The 13376-nt window shown below is 55.3% G+C and carries 9 protein-coding genes; 4 read left to right on the top strand and 5 right to left on the bottom strand.

Annotation, left to right across the window (positions count from 1 at the left end):
* Positions 1 to 291: 291 nt before the first annotated feature.
* The 3 genes from TBK1r_RS13040 to TBK1r_RS13030 all read right to left on the bottom strand — a co-directional run bounded on the left by TBK1r_RS13040 (position 292) and on the right by TBK1r_RS13030 (position 6940).
* Positions 292 to 3819, bottom strand: a complete 3528-nt coding sequence (locus TBK1r_RS13040; RefSeq protein WP_145211068.1) for an efflux RND transporter permease subunit — start codon at positions 3817 to 3819, stop codon at positions 292 to 294.
* Positions 3820 to 3859: 40 nt separating this feature from the next.
* Positions 3860 to 6100 carry a heavy metal-binding domain-containing protein gene (locus TBK1r_RS13035; RefSeq protein WP_419581296.1) on the bottom strand — a complete coding sequence of 747 codons (2241 nt, stop codon included), beginning with the start codon at positions 6098 to 6100 and terminating at the stop codon, positions 3860 to 3862.
* Positions 6101 to 6400: 300 nt separating this feature from the next.
* Entirely contained in the window at positions 6401 to 6940 is a 540-nt protein-coding gene (locus TBK1r_RS13030) for a membrane or secreted protein (protein ID WP_145222558.1), read from the bottom strand.
* A gap of 459 nt (positions 6941 to 7399) precedes the next feature.
* Here TBK1r_RS13030 and TBK1r_RS13025 point away from each other — a divergent pair, with 459 nt between their 5' ends.
* On the top strand, positions 7400 to 8863 hold the full coding sequence (locus TBK1r_RS13025) for a TolC family protein (protein ID WP_419581295.1): 1464 nt from the start codon (positions 7400 to 7402) through the stop codon (positions 8861 to 8863).
* On the opposite strand, the gene TBK1r_RS13020 is transcribed toward TBK1r_RS13025, so the two are convergent.
* Together TBK1r_RS13020 and TBK1r_RS13015 are read right to left on the bottom strand one after the other, a co-directional pair.
* Positions 8788 to 9369 (bottom strand): four helix bundle protein, encoded by a 582-nt coding sequence (locus TBK1r_RS13020; protein WP_145211053.1) that lies wholly within the window; start codon positions 9367 to 9369, stop codon positions 8788 to 8790. The genes TBK1r_RS13025 and TBK1r_RS13020 overlap by 76 nt on opposite strands.
* Positions 9370 to 9375: 6 nt before the next feature.
* Complete coding sequence (locus TBK1r_RS13015) at positions 9376 to 9957, bottom strand: RNA polymerase sigma factor (protein ID WP_419581294.1); 582 nt, start codon at positions 9955 to 9957, stop codon at positions 9376 to 9378.
* A 149-nt stretch (positions 9958 to 10106) separates the two neighbouring features.
* Here TBK1r_RS13015 and TBK1r_RS13010 point away from each other — a divergent pair, with 149 nt between their 5' ends.
* From TBK1r_RS13010 to TBK1r_RS13000, 3 genes are all read left to right on the top strand, one after another.
* Positions 10107 to 10676 (top strand): hypothetical protein, encoded by a 570-nt coding sequence (locus tag TBK1r_RS13010; protein WP_145211050.1) that lies wholly within the window; start codon positions 10107 to 10109, stop codon positions 10674 to 10676.
* A gap of 314 nt (positions 10677 to 10990) precedes the next feature.
* Positions 10991 to 11953 (top strand): Spy/CpxP family protein refolding chaperone, encoded by a 963-nt coding sequence (locus tag TBK1r_RS13005; RefSeq protein WP_145211048.1) that lies wholly within the window; start codon positions 10991 to 10993, stop codon positions 11951 to 11953.
* A 55-nt stretch (positions 11954 to 12008) separates the two neighbouring features.
* Positions 12009 to 13370: a Glu/Leu/Phe/Val family dehydrogenase gene (locus TBK1r_RS13000; RefSeq protein ID WP_145211045.1), complete on the top strand. Its 1362-nt coding sequence runs from the start codon at positions 12009 to 12011 to the stop codon at positions 13368 to 13370.
* Positions 13371 to 13376: the final 6 nt, after the last annotated feature.

Below are 13376 nucleotides of genomic sequence, written 5' to 3'. Positions count from 1 at the left end.
TCATTTGAGCGGTCGCCGTTTGACCGGGCATCGCGTGATTATGGCCAGCGTGATTGTGCTGTGCACTGGAAGTCGACACCGAAGCGACGGCAATCAATGCGGCTGTAAGTAGGATTTTATGTTTCATGGTTGAGACTCCGTTAAAGTTTCACGACCAATCCGTTCGGTCGTAGAATTCGTTGGATGTGGGTTAGATGCTCGGTCAGTTTGGTTTCTTCACAAGGTTTTGAAGAAAATTGGGAGTTAGGAGTTTGGTGCTGTAAATCCCCACTCCTCACTCCCCATCTTTCTTCACGCAGCTTTCATCAACTCCTCCTTGGGCACTTCCTCAGTCCCTTCCCAGAGTTCGTCCTTCATGCCGAATCGCATTTTCATCTCCAAATAAGCGGAATACAGCGTGGGGACGATGAACGACGTGAACGGCTCGGCCAGCATGCCGCCAAACACAGGAATCGCCATCGCCCGAGCGACGTCGGCACCACGGCCGGTCGCGATCAAAACGGGAATCAGGGCGGCTAGCGTCGTCACCGTCGTCATCATGCAGGGTCGAATGCGTTTCAGCCCTGCTTCGTAGACAGTGTCCCGAATATCCTGAACGCTGCTGACCTTTCGCTTTTGCAGCAACTGGTGAATGTACGTTGCCATCACGACACCATCGTCGACCGCCAGACCGAATAACGCAATGAATCCGACCCAGACGGCTGTATTCAGCTCAACCTCCATCCAGGCGACCAAGATCATGCCTCCCGCAAAGGCGACCGGGATACCGGTGAACACTGCCATGGCAATGGGAAGATTGCGGAACTCAAAGTAGATCAACAACAAATTGATCATGATTACGACGGGAATGATCCACATCAATCGAAGGTTAGCTTCAATCTGGTTGCGGAAACTACCGACTGCTTCCAATGAGTACCCGGCGGGAAGACCCAGGTGGTCGGGGTGTGAGGGCGGCAGCGATTGAGCTTCCCTGAGTTGTTCCTCAATTGCCGTCACGGATTCCAAATCGCCTTTCGACCCGTTGGTCATAAAGGAAACGTGAGCGACCAACCGACCGTTTTCACTATTGATTGCGCCAGGACCCCAAGTCGTTTCCAGAGTTGCAAGCTCCTCAAGCGGAACCACGGCACCGCTGTGGGTCACAACCGGCAGTCGATTGAGTTGGTCGATCCGCTCACGCAAATCTCGGTTGTAACGCAATCGCACCGGGTAGCGTTCGCGACCCTCGACCGTCTTGATAAGATTCATTCCGCCCAGCGCCGTTTCGATCACTTGATTGACCATCGACGCACTCATTCCGTAGCGTGACGCCGCTTCACGATCGACGGTGAATTCGATGTAGGGCTTGCCAAGAACGATGTCCGGATTCACCGTTCCCTCATTGATAACAGGCGATTTCTTCAAGGTTCCGGCGACATTCATTGCGGCGCTGGCGAGCGTCGTCAGGTCATCGCCGTAGACACGAATCGCCATCGGTGCCTTGATCCCGGACTGCAACATCACCACACGACCTTCGATCGGTTGCAAAGCCGATGCGGGAGTGACGCCGGGCAGCGTGGCGACCTTGTTGATCTCATCCCAAACGTCGCGTGCGGTGACGCCCTCACGCCACTGGCTTTCGGGCTTGAGCATGACGTACGTTTCAACCATCGCAGCGGGAGCTGGGTCAAGCGCCGATTCGACGCGTCCGATTTTCCCAAGCACGTCTTTGACTTCAGGAATTTGTCCAATTAACACGTCTTGCGTTTGCAGCACCTGCATGGCCTGCGAGAAACTGGCCGCCGGGTATAGCGTCGGCATGTAGAACCAACTGCCCTCATCCAGAGCGATCCAGTCGTCACTTTGGAGTCCAGTGAAAACATGTTTGGCATCGACATAACCAGGGAAGTCATTCAGCTCTGCACCGAAAACCCGAGCGGTTCTTTCTACAGGCTGAAGAACCGTTGGCATCCCGAAATAAGCTCCTACACCTAGCACCAGCAACATTGCCGGAAACGACAGCGCGAACGCCTTGTGATTGAGAGCATGACGCAATCGGGCAGCGTAAATCCAGCGAACGAATCGACTCGAAGGAATCTCTTCAATCGGGCGAATCCGCTCGCGAAGCAGCTGCCAACCGCCGACAAATCCGATCACGCCCGCAGCGAAAGTGATGATCCATGAATCCACACCGAAGTACCCACCCAAGTCATCGCCCCACATGAAGTGCGACATGGCGGCCAACAGTCCCGAGAGCGAAATCGCTGCAATCAGCGCATTCACTTTTCGATAGTTGGCGCTTCGCAACAGAATGCGGCTGAGTGCGGGCACAATCGTCACCGCCGTGATCATTGCGGCGGCGATTGCAAACGTCTTCGTGTACGCCAGCGGTGAGAACAGTCGATAATCACGCCCGGTCAAGAAGAAGACCGGCAAGAAGCTGACGATCGTCGTCAACACGGCCGTCACGACTGCGGGAGCAACCTCGACTGTAGCTTCATAGACGACTTCCGTTCTCGATTTCTCTCGATCTCCTCGAGTACCAATCGCCCTATCTTCTTTCTCCCAATCCGCCAAATGCTGGTAGATGTTCTCGGACACAATGATCGCCATATCGACCATCGTCCCAATCGCGATCGCAATTCCCGCAAGTGACATGATGTTCGCCTCCACTCCGACGAAGTGCATCGCAATGAAGGACATGAGCACGGCGGCGGGCAAGCAGATCGCGACCACGAAGCTGCTGCGAATGTGCAACAAAAATAGCAGGATGATAATGGCAGTGATGATGATCTCGTCACGTAACGCATGAGTCAGCGTCGCCATTGTTTCGTCGATCAGCCCGCTGCGATCATAGACGCCATGAATCTTCACTCCCTGTAACGCCGGTGTGATTGCTGCGATCTTGTCCTTAACGCGGTCAATCACAACGCGAGGGTTTTCCCCGTATCGCATCACGACCACGCCACCTACCGCTTCGGCTCCGTTGTAATCGAGAGCACCACGTCGGAAATCAGGGCCGAGCTGGACTTGAGCGACATCGCTGACGCGAACCGGAACGCCGTCCCGCTGCAGGATAACGGTTTCTTCGATGTCGGTGATTGCTTTCGACTTATCACCGTCGGTGCCGAGAAACCCCTTGCCGCGGACAATGAATTCCATGCCAGTCGTCTCGACGGTCTTGGCACCCACATCCAAGTTTGATCCCTTGATCGCCATCGCTAGTTTGTCAAGCGAGACGTTGTAGAAGCGGAGCTTATCGGGGTCGACTTCGATTTGATATTGCCGGACGTAACCACCGATGGATGCCACTTCGCTCACGCCCTCGACGGCTTGCAATTCATACTTGACAACGAAGTCTTGCATGCTGCGAAGCTCCGCCAGGCTCATGCCTTCTTCTGGCGGCTGCAGAGTGTAGTAGTAGACTTGCCCCAGTCCCGTTGCATCGGGACCTAGTTGCGGAACAACACCATCGGGCAATTGAGATGCCGCGCTTCCGAGCTGCTCAGAAACACGGCTGCGTGCCCAGTAAAAGTCAATTTCGTCTTTGAATGTGACCTGCACAAAGCTGTAACCGAACATGCTCTTGCCACGCACGGATTCAGCGCCGGGAACCGCCAGTAACGATACACTTAACGGGTAAGTAACTTGATCCTCAATGTCCTTGGGCGAACGACCGGGCCATGGCGTTAGCACGATGACTTGGTTTTCACCGACATTGGGAATTGCGTCGATCGGTACCGCTTTGAATGCGAACCACCCACCCACGCTCAGCCCGATTGTCAGGAAGACGACCAGCCATGGCTCTTTGACGCAGAAGCGAATGATTAAGTTAAGCATTTTTTTTGCCAGTTAGGAGTGGGGAGTTAGGAGTGGGGAGTTACTTGGTGGACAGACGGATTACACCGTCCGGGTCGGGTTTCAACACCACCTCACTCCTCATTCTCGTCTCCTCACTCGTCACTCCCACCTCCTCACTCTTCACTCCCATATCCCCTACTACTTCGCCGCATGTCAGCATTTCGCTGCCCCAGTATGGGTTTTGCAATTCGCCACCGGGCTGCATCCAGTCGCCACCTCCGCCGGGAACCATCGGGCAAAAATAGTGAGTCAGCTGCTTCGCCGTTTTCGGCCCGCGAGCCATGGTTGCGGCGTGCAACATGGCATGGCTGACGCTGCGATAAGCTTCGCGGGCTGTTTCGAGTGATCCGTCCATTCTCGAAGCCCCACGTCGTGCGCTTGCAAATCGCGATTGGGCATCGTCGGGAACGTCGGGTAGCATTTCTAACTTGTTCAGTGAATCCAACAGCGTATTGAGTGCCACGGGCGGAGGCGTTTGGTCGGCCGCCATCGCACATTGAATCTCGAAGTAGGCGTCATAAGCACGGTCGAAATTCTTGCCGGACTCACCTGCCAGCATGACTGGTTCGCGTTTGGGAAGTTCGAGTGGACCAGGTGAATAGCTCGGTGCCTTGCTCGGGTCCATCAACGATGGATTGCCAGCAAGCTGCATTTGCGAGTCGATTAAGAAATTGCCGTTTGTGGCAACGGTCTCACCCGCACTCATCCCCTCGACAATGATTGCATCATCATCGTTCATCGCGCCAACGGTCACGCGGCGAATCTCAAAGCGTCCTGGCTCGGTTTCGACATAGATGACTCCGTGTTGACCAGTTAGCAGCACCGAGTCACGGGGCACGGTCACGACGCGCTGGGCCGTGACCGGTTCTGGCGAGTAGCCGAGTTGCGATGTCGGAATGAGATCCATTCCGCACAGCGGGCAATCCCCAGGTTCATCGCGGATGACTTGCGGGTGCATCGGGCTAATGAATTTCCCAGCCAAGGCGGGATCGTAGACCATGTCGGCAGGAATCGCGGGCACGCTGATGCGAGCCGTCGCGTAATCTCCAGGACGCAGCTTTCCGTCGTAGTTCATGACTTCGACACGCACTCGAACGGTGCGAGTGGTTGGATTGACCGTTGGATCAATGAACGCGACTCGGCCCGTAAAAACTTCGCCCGGCATCGACTGAATCTCGGCTTCGACCTGTTGGCCGAATCGAACTGACGCGGCATCGTCGGGAAACAAATCCAGCATCATCCACACGGAGGTCAAGTCAGCGATGCGGTAAATCTTCTGACCGGTTTTGACATAGTCACCCTCGACGGCTGCTTTCTCTAAGACGGTTCCCGTTTGTGGTGATTTGATTCGGATGCGTGACTGCGGCTTTCGGCTATCACGCAAATCATCAATTTGCTCGGTGGTCATGCCCAGTTCGCTAAGGTTCTCACGAGCCATCGCTTGCATGTTGGGACTGTTGATGCTGAACCGTCCCACCGACTTGCTATCCAGGCTGGTGACGTACTCGGTCTGAGCCGAGTAGAGCTTGGGGCTGTAGATCAGAGCGAGGTCATCGCCTTCATCTACTTCGACGCCCACATAATCGGCATATAGTTCTTCCAAGCGGCCGTCGATGTAAGCTGAAATTGTCGATAGTCGGCTTTCGTCGAAGTCGATCGAGCCGATCGTGCGAATCGTTCGATTCACTTCTCCCATTTTGCTAGTCGCGGTTTGGATTCCAACCAAACGACGTGCCGACGATTCGATCGTAACTGAGATCCCGTCGCCGCCCCCGCCACCGGTCGCTTCAACCAATTCCATCGCACAGACCGGGCAACGACCTGGCTCTGTCGAAGGTGGGGTACACATCATGGGACAGATGTAGCGTTTGTCTTCGCCGCCACCGGCATCAGCTACCGCTTCGCCGTCACCGCCACCAGAAAAGCCGTTGGCGGTGATCCATTCCGTTCGCTGAGCGATACCGATCATGACCAGGATCAGTGCAGCGACCCCGGCTACAACGCCCGCATTCACGCCGACGCGTAACAGCCAACCAAATCCACCTACTTTCGTTTCCGAGACCGGCGTGGATGGCGCAGGTGCCTCGTTTGATTCTGGTTTGGTTTCTACCGAATCGCCGGGCACTTCTTCACTGGAACTGGTCGCTGGAGCGAGGTCGCTTGCCTCAGCATTCTGCTCTTTATTGCTTGATTCCGGTGTTGATGGCAACGTCGTCGCTACTTCAGACTCGCTGTCTTTGTTTGGATTTTCTTGATTCATAGTTGGTACCTCCTTGATATTGGATTTGATTTTGAAATGCTCGAAGAACGCAGCAACAAACCAGGTGACGGCATGAGAGCTCGACGAAGAATCGGAGGATATTCATCGCCGACCAAACGCGCGCAATCGGGGTGCGGTTTCTGAGACGGAAGGTTGCGGTAGCGAAAGCCACGGAGACTTTCAGCGATCGCAAGCTCTTACTGAGCTTCGCTAAGATGTAGGCCCGAAAGTCTTGACGACTGCCGTTACGGCGTGAACGCACCTTGTGGAACGCGCACGAATCGGCCTACGCAGGCGAATTCACAGCCGCCAAATACAGAGCTGGATTTGCGAGAAGCGAGGCTGCTTAATACTCTCGCCACGAACGCTCAATGGGCATCGGGGAAGTACTGAGCCACCGAAGAGATCGGCTAAATCCGAATAACGGATTGCAACGGATTCGCGGGTCGGGATCGTGGGCCGAGCAGGTGCGGACTCGCCTAGCGGCGGGCTTTCGACACCACAACCACAGGTAGATGTGACTTCGACTTCCTCCGCTGCATCACCAATAGCGTCATCGGAATCAGCTGCGGCTTCGGTTGTACTGAGGACGATGACCTGCAGTTCCAATGTTTCTTCGGGTTGAGTCACTTCAGGGCTGTCCCAGGAGTCTTCTGACTCAGTTCCGCCCATGCAGCAACTCTTCCCGCCCTCGGCATTGTCGCCGCCACCGCAACAGCAACATTTCTCTTCTGGGGACGAGACTTCGCAGCATCCACAGCCTTCACACATGAAGTCGGAAGCACAATTCGCCCCGCAATCATTCGTAAATGCCAACGCCATCCCCGGCTGAATCATCATTGCGACGATCAGTGAAAGATTAACGACGGAACGAATAATACGACAGCGAAACACTTGGAACTTCCGAAACAGATACCTAGACCCCGTATACGGAGTATATCGGAAATCAGGCTTGAAAGTTCAAGACGAATCTGGACTTGTCGCCGAACTTTTCATTGAAGAATAGCTGGATGGAGCCAGTTTGTCATGCGAATGCACCAAGATCGCACCCTATCTCGCTCGCGAAAGCGTCAATTTCTGGCCCTATCGCTCATCGCATGCTCCGCTGGTGGGTGTGCCTCAGGACCGGCTCGAACGAGCCTGGTGAGGCACACGTCTACGCCCACGGTCGCTGCTAGTGCAGTTTCCCAAGTCGTCGCGGACACGCCGAAATCACCAGCTAGCGGCGGCGATCCCGGCGTTGCGCCGGTCGGCTACAACGACTTCCCCTTGACAAGCAACCGCGACAGTCACGGACTGGTGTTTGCTGCCCCCGTTATGCTTACCGCGGAAGAGCCGGACGAAGGGGTGGACGAAAACCCATTCGGCAAATTGCTCAAGGAAGTTGAAGACTTGGAAGATGAGGAGTTGGGAGTGAGGAGTAACGAGCGGAGAGAGGAGAGGTCGGAAGACGACAAAGCGGATGAATCCGACAGCGATACAGATAGTAACGATGAAAACGAAGCGGAAGCCGGTTCGGAGTCCGCTCCTAACTCCCCACTCCCCACTCCCAACTCCCAGCTCGCCACCGGCCAGCCTGTCGAATATTTCGTGCAGCAAGCCCTTGCGGCGCACCCCAGCATTCGCGCCGCCCGCCAGCGTGTAGCCGCAGAACTCGACCGCATCCCTCAAGTCACCGCTCTGCCCGACCCTCAATTTAATAACACGTTCTGGCCGCTTCACGACAATGCGCTTCAAACCGCGGGGGGACGCATCGCGAACCAAATGTCCCTACAGCAGGGTGTTCCATTTCCGGATAAGCTCCGCACAAAGGGAGCGATTGTTAGCCGCGAAGCCCAAATGGCCCAGGCAGAAGTCGAACGGATCGAGCGGCAGATCACTGAATCCGTTCGCCTTGCTTACTACGAAGTCTGGTATGCAACTCGTGCAATTCAAATCATCGAAGAGACGCGTGATCTGGTCGATGATCTCACCAAAGTCGCCGAGGCGCGTTATCGTTCTGGCGGGACGCAGCAAGACGTACTTCGCGCTCAGCTCGAAACCGATCGACTGGACGATCAGTTGATTCAGCTACAGAAGCAGAAAGAAGTTTCTCAGGCCGACCTTGCTGCCTTGCTGCAGCAGCCCACTTCACTTCTCGCCGAAGCGACCGAAGAACTCGGCGTTAATGATGCACCATTGCAGCTAGACGCGTTGATTGCACAGGCTGAACAATGCAATCCCAGCCTCCGCGGGCTCGCCGCCGAAATTCAGAGAGATCGACAGAAGCAACGACTTGCCTGCTTGCAGCAATACCCGGACTTCATGGTTGGCCTCAACTGGGGCATTGTTAGTGACGGTCATGACGTGATCAGTCCGGTTGCCAACGGAAACGACAACCTCAGCATTACGTTCGGAACGACGCTTCCGATCTGGCGAGAGAAAATCAACGCTGGCGTTCGCGAGGCCAATCGTCGCACGAGCAGCACGACCCAGCGACTCGAAGCCGAACGCGATGAAATTTATGGTCGCTTGCGTCGGCTGCTCGCTCAAGCCGATTCGCTTGTCGAGCAAACCGACATCTATGAAGACCGCATCATCCCACGAGCGGAAGACACACTGAAACTTGCGATCGCTGACTACCGTGGCGAACGCACTGACTTCTTCACGCTGATCGAAACCTACCGCGAACTGCTCATGTTCGAGATTCAGCTTGCACGCATCAATGCTACGCTTGCGGGCACGATCGCGCAGATTGATCGAACAGTTGGATGTCCGTTTTGAGTGGGGAGTTGGGAGCGGGGAGTTGGGAGCGGTTTAGAGGTTGAGGAGTTGGGCTTGGTCAATCTGGCTGCTTCGGATTCGTAGGTTGCCGAGGACTCTTTGACGGTGGGCGAGGATTTGGAGTTTGAACTGACACTGCACCATTGATCGGATTTTAGAATCATTGCTACCAGCATCTTGATGATCTCTTCGTAGTACTCATCTGCCTGCCTCGCCGTCGAAGCGTCCAAGTATCCATGTGCCGCAGCGTATTCAATCCAGACTTGGGTTTCAGCCGCTTCGTCTTCAGCGATATTCAAGGTGCTGCGGAAGTGCTTCTCGAATCGACGTTTCCGCCATGCCTCAGCAGTGTTCGCACTGACGCTTCGCGACGATCGGCGAACCTGATCCGTCAGCGAATACATTTCCTCTCTCGGAAAAGCCTTCGACAACTCGAACACTCGTTTCCCAGCGGCAAACGAACGTTGATAAACAATCAAATCACGATGCCCTTTAACAAATCCCATAACTCCTCACACCCACCCAAGCCTCTCAAGCTCGTCCCGGAGCTCTCGACGCGCACGGTTCAGTCTTGATCCGACTGTGCCCTCAGGAATGTCCATAATCTCAGCGATCTCGGCGTAGGACAGCTCCTGAACTTCTTTCAGCGTCAGCACCGCACGCAGTTCAGGTTCAAGCTTGGCCAGTCCCGCTTCTAACATCTCTGCATCCTCTAGTCGTAGCCCGCTTTGAGTCACTTTGGATTCCGGCTCCAGGCTAAGAGTGTCGACATTGTCTCGCTTACGACGTCGCAAAAATTGCAATGCCTCGTTCGTCGCCACACGGTAAATCCACGTTTCCAAACTTGACCCGCCACTGAAGCGATCAAGTTTGCGAAATATCTGCATGAATGCCAACTGCATCGCATCATCTGCGTCTTGGCGCCCCACCATGCGAACCATCAGCGCATAAACACGGCCGCTGCAACGCTCGTACAGCCGACCCATCGCGTCATGGTCCCCATCGATACATTCGCGGATCAATGCGGCGGTTGCCACGGAATCAACCGTTGCCTCCGCCGACGCTTGCTCGTTCGTCTTGTGTGGATTGCTCAACAAGTCGTGTCTCCGGCATGCACAGCAGCAAGGTGAGGAAAACTGAGCTTTTTCGTGAAGGACGCAACATCGCCCAGCATCCAAAACAACGTGTGAGAAAGAGACCTCACCAAAACATCCCCTGGTTTTCCAACAAAGGAACCCCGCAAATGAGTACAAAACCGTTCGGAATCGCTGCGCTGGCCCTGGCCGCCATGTTCACCTTTGGATCGCTGGCTCCCCAGCCCGCGTCGGCGCAAGGCAGCAAGATTCGCTCGACCGTCGAGCGACGGCAAAGTCCCGGCAAAGGATTCTGGGCTAATCAGCGTACATCGCGAAACATCCAACACGCCCGTGATTACTCGCGAAGCATCGGCAGCTACACAACCCAGTCCCCGGTGATCAACCCAGCGATCACGCACGCTGAATCGCAAATGTTGGGCATGCAAGTCCAAGGCATTCAGCGCGACATGGGCATCGTCCGCCAGGCATACGTCGACAATCCACAAGTCGTCCAGCAGGTCAAAGTCATCGACGACAAGCTGGCGGCGGCCTCGGAAACTCAAAAGATGCTGCACGCGGAATGCTGCAAGGAAACGCCCGACGGCAAGGTTTGCGGCGAAATGGCCACGAAGTTGACGACCGCGCTGGACGAGATCAGCAAGGACCACGCCAAGTTGATGAAGATGACCGGCGACGACAAGCACGAAGGACACGCGGCACCCGATGCTAGCGAGTGATTTCGCAGCAGGCATGGCGTTCATGCACCTTCGTTGCATCCGTGCTCGCTTGATTTGATCGAGATTCAAAGGAATTGACCGCCATGATCGTAAAAACCCAGTTCACGCGACCGAGAACATCGCTTGGACTGGGTTTGCATTCGTGAAGTAGTGGAAGCGGTTGCTTTGCGTAACTTACCAACCCTGTTGCCTCGCGTAACGTCCCAGTCCCTATGATGGTCACAGTTTAGATATACCCGCACTGGGTATCAAGGGCAGGTTCCTGCCGTCACGTCCCCCCAAAAATCAGCCAACCAGGCTCCGAGGTCCTACAAATGTTCACTCAACGTACACCGTCACTTGTCTCATTCACTTGCGTGGCACTGATCACGCTGTTGATAAGCGTCTCTTCCGTCGCACAAACCACTGGCGACACGCACGCCAATCACTCCGATACGCCACCAGCCAAAGCAGAAGCCGGTGGTCTCGCGTCGGAATTGCAAGCCCTGCGATTGAAGGTGGGGCAACTGGAAGCGGCTCTCAAGGCACAGCACCAAGCCCGTTACGCAACCGGCGGTTCCATGCCGAGCATGTCGAGTAACAAAGCGATGGGCGACAAGTCGATGGGTGGAATGAAGGGCATGGGCAGTATGAAAAGCATGTCCCAGGACGCCAATGATTCGAGCGAGTCCGGCGGCATGTCGATGGGCTCTGGCGGCATGGGAATGGGGAAGATGGGCGGCATGAAAAACATGTCTCAGGATTCCGGCAGCCAATCGTCCGGCATGGGAATGGGCATGATGAGCAAAGGCATGGGCGGCATGGGGATGATGTCCATGATGAAAGGCAAGAAAGGAATGATGGGCATGGGAATGATGGGAATGAACCCCGCCATGCAATCGGATTCGATGGCCGGGATGGAGATGCCGTCCGCCTTGCCTGGATTTCCAGGGGCATCGCATCTTTATCACATCGGCCAGACCGGTTTCTTCCTCGATCATCCCGAACACATCACGCTGACCGACCAGCAGCAAAAGAAGCTGAACACGATCAAGGAGTCTTCGTTGCTGGCGACTTCCACCTCGGAACGCAAAATCGCAGAAGCCGAACAGGAACTGTGGGTGCTGACCGCCGCTGACCAGCCAGACATCAGCAAGATCGAAGCCAAGGCAAAGGAAATCGCCAGCCTGACCGTCAACAACCGCATCGAGTTCATCCGTGCCGTCGGAAACGCTGCCGAGATTCTGACCGAGGATCAACGCCAAGCACTTGTCGGGACTGCGACGGACAACAACTAGCGGCAACTGACAATGTGCAATCCTAACTCTACGCGGCTTTCACTCGAGATACTCCATGGCTATCAAACCGTCCGATGACATCTTTGAGCAATCTCTCCTTCGACTCGATCACGCGGCGGAGTTCGCAAACATCGAGAGCGAGTCTCTTGAACGGTTGCGACACCCCAAGTCGATCCTGCAAGTTTCCACTCCCATCCGGATGGACGACGGATCACTACGAGTGTTTGAAGGTTACCGCGTTCGACACGATGACACACGCGGCCCAACCAAGGGTGGCATTCGGTTCCATCCGGATGTTCATTTGGGCGAGGTCAAAGCACTCGCTTTCTGGATGACGTGTAAATGCGCTGTCGCTGGAATTCCGTTCGGCGGCGGTAAGGGTGGCATCATCGTCAATCCGAAAGAGCTGTCTCGGATGGAGTTGGAACGACTCAGTCGAGCCTTTATCGAACGAATCGCAGACTTCATCGGTCCCGAAACCGACGTGCCCGCACCGGATGTTTATACCAATGCGATGATTATGGGGTGGATGATGGATGAGTATTCCAAGATCAAGCGATGCCGAACGCCTGCTGTGATCACTGGCAAGCCAATCGCGATTGGCGGTAGCCTTGGCCGTGATGACGCAACCGGACGCGGCGCTTACTACTGCATCAAAGAGCTTGAACGGATCAAGGCTTGGCGACCGCAAGACATCCGTGTCGCCGTACAAGGATTCGGTAACGCAGGCCAACACGTTGCAAGTCTTTTGCACGCTGATGGTTACCGTATCGTCGCGATCAGCGATTCGCGTGGCGGTATCGTCCGTGAAGAAGGCTTGGACATTCCCCGAGCGATCGAGCTGAAACAGAAGCGTGAATCTCTGTCCGAGGTCTACGCCAGTCGCAGTGTTTGCGATTGCCCCAAGTGCGGCTGCGTCGAATGCCACTGCCAGCAAAGCGACCCTGGAAGTGGGAAAGTCATTACCAATGAAGAATTGCTGGAACTGGATGTCGATATCCTTATTCCAGCGGCACTCGAAAACCAAATCACTGCTGATAACGCGGAAAGGGTGATTGCACCGGTGATCGTCGAGGTTGCCAACGGGCCGACAACGACGGATGCCGATGTGATTCTGAACGACAAGCAGACACTGGTGGTGCCGGACATCCTGGCAAACGCGGGTGGCGTGACGGTCAGCTATTTTGAATGGACACAGAACCGAGCCGGTTACTACTGGACCGTTGATGAGGTTCACGAGCGTCTGCACCAGATCATGACGCGTGAGTTCAACACCATTTATGATTTGATGACAACGAATCAAATCGACATGCGAACTTCGGCGTACGCGCACGCGCTCAATCGCATCGGCAATGCGATTGAAGCGCAAGGCACGGAGCGCTTCTTTTCGTCTGAGCATGCGGTGCAAGGCCGTTAACGGCCT

The sequence above is a fragment of the Stieleria magnilauensis genome (genome assembly GCA_007753675.1).
Classification (GTDB): domain Bacteria; phylum Planctomycetota; class Planctomycetia; order Pirellulales; family Pirellulaceae; genus Stieleria; species Stieleria magnilauensis.
Note: the sequence above shows the minus strand (reverse complement) of the source record. Positions and strands in the feature narration are given on the sequence as shown.

Coding starts and splice junctions, on each gene's coding strand:
- TBK1r_RS13010 (WP_145211050.1), top strand. CDS start 10,107: ATGAGTACAAAACCGTTCGGAATCGCTGCGCTGGCCCTGGCCGCCATG.
- TBK1r_RS13035 (WP_419581296.1), bottom strand. CDS start 6,100: ATGAATCAAGAAAATCCAAACAAAGACAGCGAGTCTGAAGTAGCGACG.
- TBK1r_RS13000 (WP_145211045.1), top strand. CDS start 12,009: ATGGCTATCAAACCGTCCGATGACATCTTTGAGCAATCTCTCCTTCGA.
- TBK1r_RS13020 (WP_145211053.1), bottom strand. CDS start 9,369: ATGGGATTTGTTAAAGGGCATCGTGATTTGATTGTTTATCAACGTTCG.
- TBK1r_RS13030 (WP_145222558.1), bottom strand. CDS start 6,940: ATGATGATTCAGCCGGGGATGGCGTTGGCATTTACGAATGATTGCGGG.
- TBK1r_RS13005 (WP_145211048.1), top strand. CDS start 10,991: ATGTTCACTCAACGTACACCGTCACTTGTCTCATTCACTTGCGTGGCA.
- TBK1r_RS13040 (WP_145211068.1), bottom strand. CDS start 3,819: ATGCTTAACTTAATCATTCGCTTCTGCGTCAAAGAGCCATGGCTGGTC.